This window comes from Pseudidiomarina salinarum, assembly GCF_000753715.1.
GTDB classification, from domain to species: Bacteria; Pseudomonadota; Gammaproteobacteria; order Enterobacterales; family Alteromonadaceae; genus Pseudidiomarina; species Pseudidiomarina salinarum.
The window spans coordinates 146,902-163,570 of sequence record NZ_JPER01000003.1 but is presented as its reverse complement, the minus strand read 5'-3'; the positions used below and the strand labels follow the sequence as shown (position 1 = coordinate 163,570).

Annotated in this window: 13 protein-coding genes; 8 read left to right on the top strand and 5 right to left on the bottom strand. The window is 53.0% G+C overall.

The features are described 5' to 3' along the window. The first annotated feature begins 1 nt into the window (after position 1). From dnaN to gyrB, 3 genes are read left to right on the top strand one after another with little or no spacing between them, the layout of a single operon-like run. Positions 2-1,102, top strand: coding sequence for a DNA polymerase III subunit beta (gene dnaN, locus IDSA_RS07025; protein ID WP_034775447.1), 1,101 nt, complete (start codon positions 2-4; stop codon positions 1,100-1,102). Positions 1,103-1,108: 6 nt separating this feature from the next. Next, positions 1,109-2,191 carry a DNA replication/repair protein RecF gene (gene recF, locus IDSA_RS07020; RefSeq protein WP_034775445.1) on the top strand — a complete coding sequence of 361 codons (1,083 nt, stop codon included), beginning with the start codon at positions 1,109-1,111 and terminating at the stop codon, positions 2,189-2,191. A gap of 11 nt (positions 2,192-2,202) precedes the next feature. Continuing rightward, positions 2,203-4,623: a DNA topoisomerase (ATP-hydrolyzing) subunit B gene (gene gyrB / locus IDSA_RS07015; protein ID WP_034775443.1), complete on the top strand. Its 2,421-nt coding sequence runs from the start codon at positions 2,203-2,205 to the stop codon at positions 4,621-4,623. A gap of 70 nt (positions 4,624-4,693) precedes the next feature. Here the strand turns inward: gyrB and glyS are convergent, their stop codons facing one another. Together glyS and glyQ are read right to left on the bottom strand one after the other, a co-directional pair. Then, positions 4,694-6,763, bottom strand: a complete 2,070-nt coding sequence (glyS, locus tag IDSA_RS07010) for a glycine--tRNA ligase subunit beta (RefSeq protein WP_034775441.1) — start codon at positions 6,761-6,763, stop codon at positions 4,694-4,696. Positions 6,764-6,766: 3 nt separating this feature from the next. Then, on the bottom strand, positions 6,767-7,672 hold the full coding sequence (glyQ, locus tag IDSA_RS07005; RefSeq protein ID WP_034775440.1) for a glycine--tRNA ligase subunit alpha: 906 nt from the start codon (positions 7,670-7,672) through the stop codon (positions 6,767-6,769). Between the two features lie 81 nt (positions 7,673-7,753). On the opposite strand from glyQ, the gene IDSA_RS07000 reads away from it, so the two are divergent. Together IDSA_RS07000 and IDSA_RS06995 are read left to right on the top strand one after the other, a co-directional pair. Next, complete coding sequence (locus IDSA_RS07000; protein ID WP_034775438.1) at positions 7,754-8,359, top strand: DNA-3-methyladenine glycosylase I; 606 nt, start codon at positions 7,754-7,756, stop codon at positions 8,357-8,359. 13 nt (positions 8,360-8,372) lie between these two features. Next, the gene (locus tag IDSA_RS06995) at positions 8,373-8,852 is read left to right on the top strand and encodes a GNAT family N-acetyltransferase (RefSeq protein ID WP_034775436.1); all 480 of its coding nucleotides are present in this window, start codon (positions 8,373-8,375) and stop codon (positions 8,850-8,852) included. Positions 8,853-8,859: 7 nt separating this feature from the next. On the opposite strand, the gene tusA is transcribed toward IDSA_RS06995, so the two are convergent. From tusA to fadB, 3 genes are read right to left on the bottom strand one after another with little or no spacing between them, the layout of a single operon-like run. After that, positions 8,860-9,114, bottom strand: a complete 255-nt coding sequence (tusA, locus tag IDSA_RS06990) for a sulfurtransferase TusA (protein ID WP_034775434.1) — start codon at positions 9,112-9,114, stop codon at positions 8,860-8,862. A gap of 6 nt (positions 9,115-9,120) precedes the next feature. Continuing rightward, the gene (gene fadA, locus IDSA_RS06985; RefSeq protein WP_034775432.1) at positions 9,121-10,287 is read right to left on the bottom strand and encodes an acetyl-CoA C-acyltransferase FadA; all 1,167 of its coding nucleotides are present in this window, start codon (positions 10,285-10,287) and stop codon (positions 9,121-9,123) included. Positions 10,288-10,314: 27 nt separating this feature from the next. After that, complete coding sequence (gene fadB, locus IDSA_RS06980; RefSeq protein WP_034775430.1) at positions 10,315-12,456, bottom strand: fatty acid oxidation complex subunit alpha FadB; 2,142 nt, start codon at positions 12,454-12,456, stop codon at positions 10,315-10,317. A 168-nt stretch (positions 12,457-12,624) separates the two neighbouring features. Here fadB and IDSA_RS06975 point away from each other — a divergent pair, with 168 nt between their 5' ends. Genes IDSA_RS06975 through IDSA_RS06965 form a run of 3 tightly spaced genes read left to right on the top strand, consistent with a single transcriptional unit; the run spans position 12,625 to position 16,669 of the window. Next, positions 12,625-14,592 carry a transglycosylase SLT domain-containing protein gene (locus IDSA_RS06975; protein WP_034775428.1) on the top strand — a complete coding sequence of 656 codons (1,968 nt, stop codon included), beginning with the start codon at positions 12,625-12,627 and terminating at the stop codon, positions 14,590-14,592. Positions 14,593-14,597: 5 nt separating this feature from the next. Continuing rightward, the gene (locus IDSA_RS06970) at positions 14,598-15,215 is read left to right on the top strand and encodes a YigZ family protein (RefSeq protein WP_034775426.1); all 618 of its coding nucleotides are present in this window, start codon (positions 14,598-14,600) and stop codon (positions 15,213-15,215) included. 2 nt (positions 15,216-15,217) lie between these two features. Next, positions 15,218-16,669: a TrkH family potassium uptake protein gene (locus IDSA_RS06965; RefSeq protein ID WP_034775424.1), complete on the top strand. Its 1,452-nt coding sequence runs from the start codon at positions 15,218-15,220 to the stop codon at positions 16,667-16,669.

Sequence of the window (16,669 nt, the reverse complement as noted above, 5' to 3'; positions counted from 1 at the left end):
GATGAAATTTACCATCAGCCGTGATGCTTTTTTAAAACCGCTGCAGGTTGTGAGCGGAGCTGTTGAGCGCCGTCATACGATTCCGATCCTTTCGAATGTACTCATTCAGGTAAGCGAATCGGAGATCCGACTGACGGGCACTGACCTTGAAGTTGAACTGGTATCTGCTTGCGAAATTGATAAAGGTGCGGAAGGCCAGGTAACAGTACCGGCCAAGAAGTTGCTGGATATTATTCGTAGTTTGCCTGATGGCGCGGCGATTGAGTTGACTGCCTCGGAAGACAAAGCGACGATTCGCTCAGGCCGCAGTAAGTTCACCCTGGCGACGCTGCCGGCAGAAGACTTTCCGAACATTGACGACTGGGACAGCGATATTCAGTTGGTGACCAGCCAGGCAGTGCTTAAAGACTTGATGGAACGTACGCATTTTTCCATGGCAAATCAAGACGTTCGCTATTACCTGAACGGCATGTTGTTTGAAACGGACGCTAATATTCTGCGTACCGTTGCCACAGATGGCCACCGGCTGGCAATGAGCAGTTGCGATATTGGCCAACCCAACCTTACCGGGCGCCAGGTGATTGTGCCGCGCAAGGGCGTCATGGAATTACTGCGTTTGCTTGATGACGTGGATAACGAAGTTAAGGTAGCTATTGGCAATAACCATATTCGCGTAGAGACCAAAGGCATCAGCTTTACCAGTAAACTGGTAGACGGACGGTTCCCGGACTACCGTCGGGTACTCCCACAGGGGGGCGATAAAACCGTTGTTGCGGATCGCGAGGTACTGAAACATGCTTGCTCACGGGCGGCGATTTTATCGAATGAAAAATACCGCGGTGTGCGTATTGCACTGAGTTCTGGCGAAATGATTCTTACAGCGAATAATCCGGAGCAGGAAACCGCTGAGGAAATTATCGAAGTAGAATATCAGGGCGAGAGCTTAGAAATTGGCTTCAATGTAAGCTATTTGATTGATGTGCTGAATACGATTCAAGGCAACAAAGTCAAGCTGACGCTCTCTGGTCCTGACGCCAGTGGTCTGGTTGAAGACAATGATGATGATTCGTCGCTTTATGTTGTGATGCCGATGCGCCTGTAATCGTTCATGTATATTGAAGCTCTGGCGTTAACACAGTTCAGGAATTTTGCGTCGGCGAAGTTAGCACCAGGGAAGACCGTGAATCTGATTATCGGAGATAACGGCAGCGGTAAGACGAGTTTATTGGAATCGATTTATTGTCTGGGTTTTGGACGCTCGTTTCGTCCGGGAACCTACAAGCAATTGATTCAACATGAAGCCGAACGCTTTACGGTATTTGCCAAAGTTATTGAGCAATCAGGGCGACGGCATCAGGTTGGTTATCAACGAGACGAAAGCGGTGATGTGCAGTTGCGCATTGACCAGGAAAAAGAAAAACGTTTCGCTGCTTTAGCGCGATTAGTTCCGGTTCAGCTGATGACTCCTGAGAGCATCGAACTGATTCTCGGCGGTCCAAAACAACGACGGCAGTTCATGGATTGGGGTGTGTTCCACGTGGAACATTCCTTTTATAACGACTGGTTAAATTTTTCAAAAGTGCTTAAGCAACGTAATAGTCTGCTTAAGCAGCGCCGGTTTGAAGCCGAACGCAGTTATTGGGATAAACAGTTTGCCGCATATGGTGAACGTATCAAGAAGCACCGGGAGGATTACCTCGAAGGTTTTTTGCCTGTGCTAGAAGAACGGCTCGGAGCCTTTCTTCCCCAATATAAATTTGAGTTTTACCTGAAGAATGGCTGGGATCGCGAAGTGAGTTTGTCCGAGGCGCTAATCAAGCATCAGGACCAGGATTTGCGATACGGGCATTCAACAGTTGGTCCGCATAAGGCTGAGTTACGAATTCAGGCAAATGGGGAAGATGTCAGGAATTTGCTGTCCCGTGGACAGCTGAAGTTGTTGGTTGCCGCACTGAAGCTTGTTCAAGGCGAATACCTACAACAGAAGACTGGCGTTCAATGTATCTACTTAGTGGACGATATAACCGCTGAGTTGGATACCGAAAGCCAGACTAAATTTTGTGATGCCCTGGTGGCATCAGAATCACAGGTTTTTGTATCAGCGATTGAGATGGGTGATTTGAATCAACTACTTCAAACGCCTGATACCAAAATGTTCCACGTGGAACATGGAACCGTCAAGGAACAATAGAGAAACTAGTTATGGCAGAAAATGATTACGGCTCGTCCAGTATTAAGGTCCTCAAAGGGCTCGACGCAGTACGGAAACGTCCTGGGATGTATATCGGCGATACCGATGATGGTACCGGCCTGCATCACATGGTTTTTGAGGTCGTCGATAACTCAATCGATGAAGCACTAGCGGGCTATTGCAAAGACATACTAGTCACCATCCATAGCGATGGTTCAGTATCTGTGCGCGATGATGGCCGTGGTATTCCTGTTGATATCCACGAAGAAGAGGGCGTTTCAGCTGCCCAGGTCATCATGACGGTACTCCACGCCGGTGGTAAGTTCGACGATAACTCATACAAAGTATCAGGCGGCTTGCACGGTGTTGGTGTCTCGGTTGTTAACGCGCTATCAGAGAATCTGCAGTTGACCATTCGTCGCCAGGGACACGTTTACGAACAGTTCTATAAAATGGGTGACCCGGTCACGCCACTGAAGCAAATTGGCGATACCGATAAAACCGGTACCGAACTGCGCTTCTGGCCGAGCTCTGTTATTTTTGCAGACGTTGAATTCCACTATGACATCCTGGCGAAGCGTCTTCGCGAGTTGTCCTTTCTGAATTCTGGCGTCTCTATTATCTTAAAAGATGAGCGCTCCGATCGCAGTAACCACTTCAAATATGAAGGCGGTATATCTGCGTTTGTTTCGTATCTGAATGATAAGAAAAACCCGATTCACCAGAGCGTATTTCATTTTACGCATGACCGTGACGATGGAACCACGGTTGAAGTAGCGATGCAGTGGAATGATTCATTTCAGGAAAACATCTTCTGCTACACCAACAACATCCCCCAAAAGGATGGTGGTACTCACTTAGCTGGTTTTCGGTCAGCGCTGACCCGCACCATGAATACCTACATGGAAAAAGAAGGGCTGAATAAGAAATACAAAACCAATGCGACGGGTGATGACGCCCGTGAAGGCTTAACCGCGGTTATCTCGGTTAAGGTTCCGGATCCTAAGTTCTCTTCACAAACAAAAGAGAAGTTGGTGTCCTCGGAAGTTAAGACTGCCGTCGAGCAGTCTATGAATGAGAAATTCAGTGACTTCCTGCTGGAGCAACCGAACGACGCGAAGATCATCGTTGGTAAAATTATCGATGCGGCCCGTGCCCGTGAAGCGGCTCGTAAAGCTCGTGATATGACCCGTCGTAAAGGCGCGCTGGATATCGCTGGTCTGCCAGGTAAGCTGGCGGATTGCCAGGAAAAAGATCCTGCACTTTCTGAACTCTATATTGTGGAAGGTGACTCTGCGGGTGGTTCTGCGAAGCAGGGCCGTAACCGCAAATTTCAGGCCATTCTGCCTCTTAAAGGTAAGATCCTGAATGTTGAGAAAGCACGTTTCGATAAGATGCTTGGCTCACAAGAAGTCGCCACGCTGATTACGGCACTAGGTTGTGGTATTGGCCGCGACGAATATAATCCGGACAAAACCCGTTATCACCGTATCATTATCATGACCGATGCTGACGTCGACGGCTCGCACATTCGTACCTTGCTGTTGACCTTCTTCTATCGTCAGATGCCTGAGCTGATTGAGCGGGGCTATATGTACATTGCTCAGCCGCCACTTTACAAGGTGAAGAAAGGTAAGCAAGAGAATTACATTAAAGATGACCCGGCGCTGATTCGTTATCTGACCAGCCTGGCCCTGGATAATGCCTCTTTGCACGTCACCGCTGACGCCCCGGGCATTAGTGGTGCGCGGCTGGAAACTCTGGTGACAGAGTATCAGCTGGTGCAAAACAGCATTAAACAGCGGTTGTCACGCCGTATGCCGGAAACCTTCCTGCAGCGTTTGGTCTATGCGCCACGGCTGACAGAAGAACTCCTTAAGAATCAAGAAGCTATGGAGTCATGGGTACAAGCGCTGCAGGGCGACCTGACCACTCGCGAAGTGAATTCAGCAACTTATACCTTATCCTCGCAGCACGATGCGGAACGTCAGCTGCATCTGCCAGTGGTTACCGTACGTCAGCACGGCATAGATACGGACTATCCGCTGAACTATGAGTTCTTAATGTCACGTGACTACGACCAGCTGGTATCGATCGGCGAGAAGATCTTTGGTCTGGTTGAGCCGGGTGGTTTTGTTCGCCGGGGTGACAAAGAGAAACCGGTAAACGACTTTGTTGAAGCCGTTGAATGGCTAATCAGCGAGTCGAAGCGTGGTATCTACATCCAGCGCTATAAAGGTCTGGGTGAAATGAACCCGAACCAGCTGTGGGAAACCACAATGGATCCGGATACCCGGCATATGCTGCGGGTGACCATCGAAGACGCCGTTGCTGCCGACCAGCTGTTCACTACTCTTATGGGTGATGATGTTGAGCCACGGCGCGCCTTCATCGAAACCAACGCACTGAAAGTGGCGAACCTGGACGTATAACTTCAGGATAGCCAGACTACAGCGCAATAAAAAAGGAGCCTGATGGCTCCTTTTCTATTTAACGCTTCCGTTAATTAAGTACGGAAATATCGGCTATCCGCAGGAATAGCTCGCGCAACCGTGACAGCAATGCCAGACGGTTCTTACGCACCGCATCGTCCTCGGTATTTACCATGACGTTGTCGAAGAAGGTATCCACCGGCTTCTGCAAATCAGCAAGCGCTTTTAATGCACCGGTATAATCGCCGGCATCGAGTGCCTTCGAGGAGCTGATGCGGGCGGCGCCCACTGCTTTCGAAAGTTCAATTTCAGCTGCTTCAGTGAGCAGGCCCTGGTCGATGTCCTGACTGATTTCGCCTTCTACTTTAGCCAGGATGTTGCTGACGCGCTTATTTGCAGCGGCCAACGCTTCGGCCTCTGGCAATTCGCGAAACGCCGTCACGGCACGTACGCGCTGGTCAAAGTCAACCGGACGGGTGGGCCGCCGGGCCTGTACCGCCTGGATAACGTCGACGGCAATGTTCTGATCCTGATACCAGGGACGGAAGCGACCCAGTAAAAACTCGACGACATCATCTTCAACAGTAGCTGAAGTTAGTGTGCCGGACTTAAATGATGATTTCGCTGCGGCGACCAGTTCTTGTAAGTCCAGTGGCAGGTCCTTTTCGACAATAATACGCAGCAGGCCAATGGCGGCACGACGCAACGCAAAGGGGTCGCGATCGCCTTTTGGTACCTGGCCGATGCCAAAAATGCCCACCAGCGTATCAAGTTTGTCCGCCAGCGCGACCGTGCAGCCGGCAAGGCTCTGCGGCAGGCTGTCGCCGGCAAACCGTGGCAGATAATGCTCGTAAATCGCCTGCGGCACGCCATCAGGCTCACCATCGTGGCGCGCATAGTGCATACCCATCACGCCCTGTGTTTCAGGGAATTCGAGCACCATTTGGGTGGTCAAATCCGCTTTAGAAAGCTTACCGGCACGTTCTGGAACGGCACGATTAATACCAAGAAGTTCGGCGATCTTGCCGGCTATTTCTGAGATACGCTCCGATTTATCCTTAACTGATCCGAGTTGCTTCTGGAACAGAACGGACGATAGGGCTTCGATGCGATTAGTAAGGGGAATCTTTTTATCGCTTTCGAAGAAAAACTGCGCGTCGGCCAGGCGTGGCCGCACAACTTTTTCATTACCAAGAATGATTTGCTGCGGGTCCTTGCTTTCTATATTGGTTATAAAGATAAAGGAAGGTAACAGATCGCCATTTTTGTCATGCAGCGGAAAGTAGCGCTGATCGTCTTTCATGGTGACAATCAAAGGCTCTTTCGGCACCGTCAGAAAGTTGCTGTCGAAGCTCGCGGACAGGGCCACAGGCCACTCAACCAGGGCTGTTACTTCATCCAGCAGCGCTTCGTCGGCAAGAACTTCGCCGCCTAACTCTTGCGCCAGCTGATCAATTCCTTTTTGGATCCGCTCACGACGACGGCTAAAGTCAGCGATGACCCAGGCCTTCTCCATGGTCTGCTCATAATTATCGGCATGCTCAAGGTTGGTGCCTTGCGGGCAGTGAAAGCGATGCCCCTGCAGGTGACTACCGGAAGATATGCCCAAAATTTCGCCGGCAATCAGATCGGCGCCATATAGCATGGTGATTGTATGAACCGGGCGGATAAACTCTGCCGTCGAATTACCCCAGCGCATGGGCCGGGGAATGGGCAGGCGGCCTAAAGCTTGCTGCACCAGCTCAGGTAGTAGTGCGCTGAGTGGCTGGCCCTTTACCTCGGCTTTATAGAGTAACCATTCGCCTTTATCGGTCACCAGCCTGTCAGCGTCGGCAACAGTGATCCCGTTGGAGCGGGCCCAGCCTTCAGCGGCTTTGGTTGGCGTTCCTTCGGCATCAAAGGCCACATCAACCGCCGGGCCACGCTTTTCCACAACCTTATCGGGTTGCTGGGCGTCAAGCGTTGCTATCTGCACCGCCAGTCGCCGCGCCGAGGCAAAGCTGCGCACCGTACCAAAGTTAAATTCCTGCTCCGTCAGCAGTTGCACCAAGGCGTCTGTGAACGCATCGCTCAGGCTCTTCAGGGCTTTTGGCGGCAGCTCTTCGGTGCCAATTTCTACCAGTAATGTATCCTGTCGCACGGGTTAAGATCCTTGCTCTACGAGTGGAAATCCAAGCGCTTCACGCGCCGCGTAGTACGCTTCGGCACAGCCTTTGGCCATGGTCCGCACCCGCAGAATGTAGCGTTGCCGCTCAGTTACTGAAATGGCATGGCGGGCGTCGAGCAGGTTAAAGGCATGAGAAGCGCGCATGACCTGCTCATAGGCGGGCAGGGCAAGGCTATGTTCGAGCAAATGCAGGCATTCACGTTCGCAGGCATCAAAGCGATCAAAGAGTACCGCAACGTCGGCATGTTCAAAATTATAAGTCGACTGTTCCACTTCGTTCTGGTGGAACACATCGCCGTACAAAATGGTGCCGCGCGGGCCTTTGGTCCAGACCAGATCGTAAATGCTATCCACACCCTGGATATACATCGCCAGGCGTTCCAGACCGTAGGTGATCTCGCCGGCTACCGGCTTGCATTCAAGGCCGCCAACTTGCTGAAAGTAGGTGAACTGGGTCACTTCCATACCGTTTAACCAGACTTCCCAGCCCAGGCCCCAGGCGCCCAGGGTCGGCGATTCCCAGTTATCCTCAACAAAGCGGATGTCGTGCACCAGCGGATCGAAGCCAAGCAGTTTCAGCGAGCCCAGATAAAGGTCCTGAATATCGCTCGGAGACGGCTTCAGAATGACCTGAAACTGATAGTAGTGTTGTAGCCGGTTTGGATTCTCGCCGTAGCGGCCGTCGGTCGGCCGGCGACAGGGCTGCACATAAGCAAAACTTGCCGGCTCGGGGCCAATCGCGCGCAGAAAGGTCATCGGATGAAAGGTGCCTGCGCCCACTTCCATATCCAGCGGCTGTACCACGGCACAGCCTTGCTGGGCCCAGTAATCCTGCAGGGCCAGGATAAGACCCTGAAACGTCTTCACATCATAGCTCGCCATGCTCTTCTCTTGCTGCTTTTTAGGTCGAATTGGCGTAAATTATACCCTTTGTTTACGCGCGGTTACAGGACACCATGCAAAATGGCAACGACAATTAAGCGATGTGGCTGGTGCGGCACCCATGCTGATTACGTGCAGTACCACGATGAGGTGTGGGGCCGACCGGTTAAAGATAGCCGCGAGCTGTTCGAAAAGCTATGTCTGGATGGCCAGCAAGCCGGTTTGAGCTGGTTAACGGTATTGCGTAAACAAGCTGGCTACCGCCAGGCATTTTGCGATTTTGTGCCCGAGCGTATTGTAGCGTTACCAGAGCAATATAAAGACGAGCTGATGCAAAATCCCGGAATCATACGGAATCGTCTGAAAATCGAGTCGATCTTCAAAAATGCCCGGGCTTTTCTTAAGTTGCAGGAGCAGGGCATCGAGTTTAACCAGTTCCTGTGGCAGTTCAGCGACGGCCAACCCCGGATTTTCAGCCGTCAGGGCGGGGATGTGCCCACCTCAGACGAAGTTTCTGATACCATGGCCAAAGCGCTTAAAAAAGCGGGTTTCACCTTTGTCGGAACCACTATTTGCTATGCCTTTATGCAAGCTGTGGGCATGGTCAATGATCACCTGGTCGACTGTCATTGTTATCAGCCGGTCAGCGATCAGATGCGAACCTTTAACCTTAATTCATACCCTTAACCATGAGAAAACCATGTTAGAGATTACCTTAGCCGATTATCAAAACCCCAAGCATCGGCAAGCCGTTGTTACCATGCTCGATGATTACGCCCGCGACCCTATGGGCGGCGGTACCGCGTTGCCTGAGGCTACCCGCCAGAACCTGGTGGATGAAATGGCAAAGCGGGATCATGTATTCTCGCTACTGGCTTTTGTTGACGATGAGCCGGTTGGCCTGGCCAATTGTGTTGAGGGCTTTTCAACTTTCGCCGCCAAACCGGTGATGAACATCCACGATATCGCTGTGACCAAGGCGTTTCGGGGGCAGGGTATCGCGAAGCGGCTGTTAGAAGAAGTCGCTACCCTGGCGCAATTCAGGGGCTGCTGTAAGCTTACGCTTGAGGTGTTGCAAGGTAACGAGCCGGCCAAACTGGCCTATGAAAAGTTCGGCTTCGCGCCGTATCAGCTTGAAGAAGCTATGGGCAAAGCCGAGTTCTGGCAGAAGTCGCTCTGATAGCCGCTCAGGCAGAGTCGCCTTTGCGGATTAAATAGGTATAGGGCGGAGCGCTTGTCTCCGCCCGCACCAGTTCGTGATCCATGAAGCGACAGAAACTCGGAATATCACGGGTTGTCGCCGGATCATCCGCGATGACTGCCAGCAACTCACCTGGCGCCATGCGTCGGATGGCAACTCGGATCAGCATTACCGGCTCGGGGCAACGTAACCCGAGCGTATCTAACTCAACCTGTGCTTCAGGCAGTTGCGCGTCGGACATGAGCTGTTAGTTCATCCGTTCGTAGACGGTCGCGATACCTTGGCCCAAGCCAATACACATGGTCGCCAGACCTAAAGTCGCATCACGATCTTCCATCAGGTTGATGAGCGTGGTTGAGATCCGCGCACCCGAACAACCTAAAGGGTGACCCAGTGCAATGGCACCGCCATTGAGGTTCACCTGATCTTCCATCTGCTCATAAATTCCCAGCCCTTTAAGTACCGGCAGTGACTGCGCGGCAAAGGCTTCGTTAAGCTCAAACAGATCGATGTCCTTAATGTCTACGCCAGCGCGTTTCAGTGCTTTCTTGGTAGCCGGAACCGGCCCATAACCCATAATTGACGGATCACAACCGGCTACAGCCATACCGCGAATGCGGACGCGCGGCTTAAGGCCCAGCGCTTTGGCTTTGTCAGCGGACATGATCAGTACTGCCGCAGCGCCATCTGATAACGCAGAGGAAGTACCTGCGGTCACGGTGCCGTTGGCCGGGTCAAATACCGGGCGCAACTGCGACAGCGTTTCGACCGTGGTGTCCGGGCGAATTACTTCGTCGTTTTTGATCATCCGTAACACGCCGTCGGCATCATGACCTTCAATGGGCAGGATCTCTTTGGCGAAACGGCCTTCGACCGTGGCTGCATGAGCGCGTTTATGGGAGCGGGCACCAAAAGCATCCTGCGTGGCGCGATCCACATCAAACTTACGGGCCAGCAGTTCAGCGGTCATCCCCATCATACCGGCAGCGCGTGCGACCGACTTGTTGAGACCCGGATGAAAATCAATGCCGTGGTCCATAGGTACATGCCCCATGTGTTCCACACCACCGGCGATAAAGATCTCGCCGTCACCCGCCATAATGGCGCGGGTGGCATCATGGATGGCCTGCATTGACGAACCACACAGGCGGTTTACCGTGACAGCTGCGACATGATGGGGAATACCCGCCAGCAAGGCTGCGTTACGGGCCACGTTGAAGCCTTGCTCCAGGGTTTGCTGCACACAGCCCCAGTAGATGTCTTCAAGTTCATTTACATCAACCTGGGGATTGCGTTCCAGCAGTCCTTTCATCAGGTGAGCCGATAAGTCTTCAGCGCGCACATTGCGGAACACGCCGTTCTTAGAGCGCCCCATGGGGGTGCGGATACAGTCGACAATTACTACGTCTTTCATAAATTCCTCCGTTAGCTCTGCGCTGAATTAACCGGCCAGATACGATTTACCTGACTTGGCCATGTCGCGCAGGCCATCGGTTACCTGATACATTTCACCCAGATGGGCATAGCTGTCAGCCAGTTCAATAAATTTGTCCAGACCCATAGTTTCCAGGTAGCGGAACGGGCCGCCACGGAACGGCGGGAAGCCTAAACCGTAAAGCAGGGCAATATCACACTCGGCGGCGGATGCGACTATGTCTTCTTCAAGACAGCGGACACATTCGTTGACCATAGGCACCATGCAGCGGGCGATGATCTCGTCAGCGCTCAGCTCTTTACCGGAAATACCCAGCATCTCGTACACTTCCGGCGCTTTTTCTTTTACCGGACGGCCTTTTTTGTCAATGCCGTAATTATAGAAACCTTTGCCGTTCTTCTGGCCATACCGACCGGCTTCCGCGAGCTTAGCAATAGCGCTGCTCTTATCGCGTGGCATACGCGAAGGGAAGCCTTCGGCCATCACTTCGGTACAATGATCGGCGGTATCAATACCAACAACATCAGAGAGATAAGCCGGGCCCATGGGCCAGCCGAACTGCTTTTCCATAACTTTGTCGATGCCAGCGAAGTCGACGCCTTCATCAACCATTTGCGAGAAGCCTGCCAGGTAAGGGAACAGCACCCGGTTTACTAAGAAGCCAGGGCAATCGTTGACTACGATAGCGGTTTTGCCCATGCGTGCGGCATAGGCCACTACGGCGGCAACGGTTTCATCAGAGGTATCTTTACCGCGAATGACTTCCACCAGCGGCATTTTATGTACCGGGTTGAAGAAGTGCATACCACAGAAGCGCGACGGGTCTTTCAGGCTTTTTGCCAGGCGGTCGATCGAAATTGTTGAGGTGTTGGATACGATGATGGCATCTTTATCCACCACGGATTCGGTTTGCGCCAGCACTTTGCCTTTCACATCCGGATTCTCAACCACAGCTTCGACCACAATATCGACGTCTTTAATACTTTCGTCGAGCAGGGTAGGCGTAATAGACGACAGCACCTTAGCCAGTTTCTTGTTGTCGATTTTACCGCGTTCAACCAGCTTATCCAGAATCTTGCTGGCTTCGTTCATACCTAAATCAAGCGCATCCTGGCGGATGTCTTTCATGACTACCGGCACACCTTTATAGGCCGACTGGTAGGCAATACCGCCGCCCATGATGCCGGCGCCCAATACGGCAGCGCGCTTGATTTCTTTGGTGGCCTGTTTAGCGGCTTTCTTGGCTTTGCCTTTTACTTGCTGATCGGCAAGGAAAATACCAACCATGGCCTGACAGGCATCGGTCTGGGTCAGTCCAACAAAGGCCTCGTTCTCAGCTTTCAGGGCTTTCTCGCGATGTTCGCGGGCACCTTGCTCAATGGCTTTAATAGCAGCATGCGGTGCAGGATAGTGTTTGCCCGCCTGGGCCGCGACCATGCCTTTAGCCGTAACCAATGTCATGGTCAGTTCGGTATCATTAGCCTGCAGCGGATCCAGCTTCGGCTGGCGCTTGGCTTGCCAGTCCAGTTCGCCGTCTGCCGCCTGACGCACGATAGCCAGTGCCGCTTCACGCAGTTTTTCGGGGGCGACTACGGCGTCGACCAAACCCACTTTCTGGGCATCAACAGCGCTGTTATTTTTACCTGTGGTAATCCACTCCAATGCGTTATCCGGACCGATGATGCGGGGCAGCCGCATGGTGCCGCCGAAGCCGGGTATCAAGCCCAGCTTCACTTCCGGCAGGCCGATGGTAGCGGTGGTATCCGCTACCCGGTAATCACAGGCCAGCGCCGCCTCACAGCCACCACCTAACGCAAAACCAGTAACCGCAGCGACGGTAGGAACCGGCAGATCTTCGAGCTGATCAAACACCCGAGACGCTTTAGCAACCCAGGTTTTGGTCTGGTCAAGATCAGCAAAGAGTGTCAAAAATTCTGTAATGTCTGCGCCCACAATGAAGGTCGACTTGCTGCTGGTGACGATGACGCCACGCAATTTATCGGTGTCGGCAAGTTTCGTTAGCGCGTTACTGAATTCTTCCAAGGTTTTCTGGTCAAATTTGTTTACTGAGCCGGCGGCTGCGAACTGGAGTTCGGCAATACCGTCTTCAACAAACTCGACCTGAATGCTATCACCCTGATAAATCATATTCGGTCTCCTCAGCATTTACTGATTCTCAGATTGCTTTAGGTTAAAGTGGTACTATCTAAGGTCATCCAAGCTCTGATGAGCTAAAGTCTCTTGTAAGTAGTCAAACAAGAGTTTGGCCTGATCAGGTTCATTTTTCAATGATTATTTAAACGTGCGTTTGAAATTATGCTAAAGCAAGTTGTCTTCAGTTGTACGCTGTTTTTTACGGTTATCCTGATTCCATTGGGTCAGGCCGAGCCGCTCATTGATGACCCCCTCATTGGTGATACCGAGCTATTGCGCCAGCAGCGCGAGTTATTCGTTAAAGCCGAATACGCCGCCAGTCGCGGCCGGCTGCCTGAATACCGGCTGTTACTGCAGCAACTAGGTGACTATCCGCTGACCCCATATCTGGAATTAAAACGCCTGCAGCAAGTGGGCTACCTGTCAAATGAAGAGCGGGTGCTTAATTTCCTCGATAACTATAAAAACACCCCGATGGACTGGCAATTACGGCAAGTCTGGCTGACTTATCTGTCCCGCAATGATGAAAAAGCGCGTTTTGTGCGTGATTTCCAGCCGCCAGGCAGCGTCGCGAACCAGTGCCTGAATTATCGCTATCAACTGGATCTCGAACTTACTCCTACAGACGCTATTTACCGCGCGGTCGACCATCTCTGGCAGAACGGCAATTCCTTGCCAAAAGCCTGTGATCCCCTGCTGGAGAGCTGGCAGCAGGCCGGTCACCGCACCAATGAGCTGATCTGGGCGCGCCTGAAACTGGCGGCGGAAGGCGGCAATCATACGCTGATCCCTTATCTGGGCCGGCTACTGCCCGAGTCCATGGGTTATCTGGCTGATCATTATCACCGGGTTCGCCGCGATCCGGCCAACGTGCGGCATATGCGGTATGTCACCGGCGCCTTCCCTGAGCATGAGGCTGAAATTATTACCTATGGCCTGAGCCGGCTGATTTGGCGGGATCCGGATCGCGCGGTCGGCCTGTTACAGAATTTGCCGGCAACAATAAACTTAAGTGCAGAGCAGCGTATTTATCTGTACCAGCGTTTTGGCGTGGCACTGAGTTCAAAAAACCATCCGGGTGCCGATGAGTGGCTGGCAAAGCTGGCACCGGATGAGCATAACGATTCGTCGTTGCAGTGGCAGCTGGCCAGCTGGGCACGCACCGGGAACTGGCAGGCGTTGATTGAATTTGTGCCGCGCATGCCGGTAGTCACCCAACAGTATTCGGTATGGCAGTACTGGTTAGCCCGGGCCTATGCCGAAACCGGTCGCGAAGCGCAGGCACTACCTATTTTTCAGGCGCTCGCCCGTGAGCGTCATTATTACGGCTTTCTTGCTGCGGCCCGGCTGCAAAAGCCCCACAGCCTTGCTCGCGAAGCCATCAACTACGAACCCGAAGAGATAGCCGCATTGCGTGAGCGTGCTGATATCCGTCGTACCTACGAATTTCTTCAGTTGGGGCGTTACCTTTCCGCCCGCCGTGAGTGGAACCAGCTATTGCCTAAGCTGGATGGACAGCAGCAACAGCTGGCGGCGGTGCTTGCCCATCAGTGGGGTTGGTATGATCAGGCGATATTTACGCTCGGACAGCTGGGCGAATACGACGCCGTGAATGTGCGCTTTCCGCAGGCCTACCGCAGTGATCATGAGAGCTATGCGGAGCGGGTTGGCATTGATCCGAACTGGGCTTTTGCTATTTCGCGCCGCGAAAGTGCCTTTCGCTTCGATGCTCATTCACCGGCCGGCGCCCACGGCCTGATGCAAATCATGCCGCGCACCGCCGAATACCTTGAGCGTAAGCCCCTGAGTAACCAACAGTTGCAACATGTGCCGACCAATATTCGCCTGGGTACCAGCTATCTGGCCGAGCTTCGTGGGCGACTGGGCAACAACTGGGTGCTCGCCACCGCAGCTTATAACGGCGGTATTTACCGGGTATACGAGTGGTTACCGGAGGACCCCATGGCGGTCGATCGCTGGATTGAAACGATTCCCTTCCGTGAAACCCGCGATTACGTAAAAAACGTGCTGGCGTATCAGCAGATCTACCGTGACCTTCGTGGTGGCGATACCTCGGTGTTTGCGGAACTGATGCCGATGGAGATCAGCCGGGCAGCAGCAGGGCGCTAGGCAAAATGGGCGGTTATCATGTTCCGAAAAGCCCCGTCATCGCCGAGCTGACAATAAAAAATAGCCGTTTTATTGCCTCGGTGGAGCATGCTAACACTGCTGCCGCGACCGCTCGCCACCAACAGCAATGCCAACAGCGCTGGCCGGGCGCCAGCCACTATTGCACGGCGGCCGTTTATGGAGCCCCGGAAGATAGCCGCTGTTACGCGATGAGTGATGCCGGTGAACCGAGCGGTACGGCGGGCCGGCCGATGTTAAATGTACTTCTGCATTCAGGGCTGGGTGAAGTTTCAGTGGTGGTGGTGCGTTACTTTGGCGGAGTGAAGTTAGGTACCGGCGGTTTGCAGCGGGCCTATAGTCAGGCTGTGAGCCACGCGCTCAGTGATTTGCCGCTGCGCGAAAAAATACTACGCAAAGCCGCTGCAATACACTACGATTATGCAGACCAGAGCGCGATTCAGCATTTACTGGAGCGCTATAATGCCGAGATTACGGAACAGGAATTTTCTGAACGGGTCGCAATGCAGCTCGCAGTTGTGGCAGACTCAGTTACTCTGTTGGCGAACGATATAAAAAACGCGACCCAGGGGCGGGTTGCGCTAACAATAAAAACCGGGGATTAACTGTGCGTCTACGCGGAATATTTCGCATTCTAGGTCTGTTGATTTGTTTATTTAGTGCCACGCTGCTGCCGCCCGCAGTGGTCGCTGTGATCTACGAAGACGGCGGCGGCATGGCATTTATGCTGGCCTTCGCCGTATCTATCCTGCTGGGTTTTGTGGTGTGGTATCCCAACCGGCATCAGACTACGGATCTTAAAGTGCGCGACGGCTTCTTACTGACCGTGTTGTTCTGGACGGTGCTGGGCATGGTTGGCTTTATGCCGCTTTGGTTCGCCGAGGAGCTGCCGTTGTCCGTAACCGATGCGGTGTTTGAATCGTTTTCGGGGTTGACCACTACGGGTGCTACCGTTATCCAGGGCATTGAGCACTTGCCGCATAGTATCTTATTCTATCGCCAGCAATTGCAGTGGTTGGGGGGCATGGGGATTATCGTGCTAGCCGTGGCTATTCTGCCGATGCTGGGTATTGGTGGTATGCAGCTCTATCGCACCGAGATCCCCGGCCCACTAAAAGACGCCAAACTCACCCCGCGAATCGCCGATACGGCCAAACATCTCTGGTACATCTATGTGGCCCTGACCGCGGCCTGCGCCATTGCTTACAAACTGGCCGGCATGAGCTGGTTTGACGCCATCGGCCATTCATTTTCAACTATTGCGGTGGGTGGCTTCAGTACCTACGACGCTAGTATGGGCTATTTTGACAGCAGTACGATTAATACCATCTGTGTCGTTTTCCTGTTGCTGTCATCAATGAATTTTGCCGTTCACTATGCGTCGCTTACCGGCCGTACTGCCCGTAGTTACTGGAATGACCCCGAAGTAAGAGCGTTCTTGCTGATTCAGTTGGCGCTGGTTTTGATCGTCTTTGCCACCGTACTGCTTCACAATATATTCAGCGATGTGGGCACAGCTTTTAACCAGGCCATGTTCCAGGCTGTATCCATTAGTACAACGGCGGGTTTTGCCACGACGAACTTTTCGGCATGGCCACTGTTTCTTCCCATCCTGCTGGTTTTTGCCAGCTTTATCGGTGGCTGTGCAAGCTCTACAGCGGGTGGCCTCAAGGTCGTCCGCGTACTCTTGCTGTTTCGTCAGGGTGTGCGTGAACTGAACCGGCTGGTACATCCGGCAGGTGTGTATACAGTGAAGCTCGGGCAACGGATTCTGGCGCCGAGGGTGGTCGAAGCCGTATGGGGTTTCTTCGCCGCTTACGCGCTGGTATTTGTGGTGATTATGCTGGGCTTACTGGCCACCGGAATGGACGATCTGACCGCCTTCTCGGCAACAGCGGCCTGCCTCAATAACCTGGGGCCGGGTTTGGGCGATGTCGCGGCTAACTATTCAGACATTCCGGATACAGCTAAGTGGCTGCTGGTTATCGCCATGCTGTTTGGCCGGCTCGAAGTCTTCACTATTCTGGTGTTGCTCACGCCGACCTTCTGGCGCTCCTGA

Coding starts and splice junctions, on each gene's coding strand:
- IDSA_RS07000 (WP_034775438.1), top strand. CDS start 7,754: ATGGCAACGACAATTAAGCGATGTGGCTGGTGCGGCACCCATGCTGAT.
- gyrB (WP_034775443.1), top strand. CDS start 2,203: ATGGCAGAAAATGATTACGGCTCGTCCAGTATTAAGGTCCTCAAAGGG.
- glyQ (WP_034775440.1), bottom strand. CDS start 7,672: ATGGCGAGCTATGATGTGAAGACGTTTCAGGGTCTTATCCTGGCCCTG.
- fadA (WP_034775432.1), bottom strand. CDS start 10,287: ATGAAAGACGTAGTAATTGTCGACTGTATCCGCACCCCCATGGGGCGC.
- IDSA_RS06970 (WP_034775426.1), top strand. CDS start 14,598: ATGGGCGGTTATCATGTTCCGAAAAGCCCCGTCATCGCCGAGCTGACA.
- recF (WP_034775445.1), top strand. CDS start 1,109: ATGTATATTGAAGCTCTGGCGTTAACACAGTTCAGGAATTTTGCGTCG.
- tusA (WP_034775434.1), bottom strand. CDS start 9,114: ATGTCCGACGCGCAACTGCCTGAAGCACAGGTTGAGTTAGATACGCTC.
- dnaN (WP_034775447.1), top strand. CDS start 2: ATGAAATTTACCATCAGCCGTGATGCTTTTTTAAAACCGCTGCAGGTT.
- IDSA_RS06995 (WP_034775436.1), top strand. CDS start 8,373: ATGTTAGAGATTACCTTAGCCGATTATCAAAACCCCAAGCATCGGCAA.
- fadB (WP_034775430.1), bottom strand. CDS start 12,456: ATGATTTATCAGGGTGATAGCATTCAGGTCGAGTTTGTTGAAGACGGT.
- IDSA_RS06975 (WP_034775428.1), top strand. CDS start 12,625: ATGCTAAAGCAAGTTGTCTTCAGTTGTACGCTGTTTTTTACGGTTATC.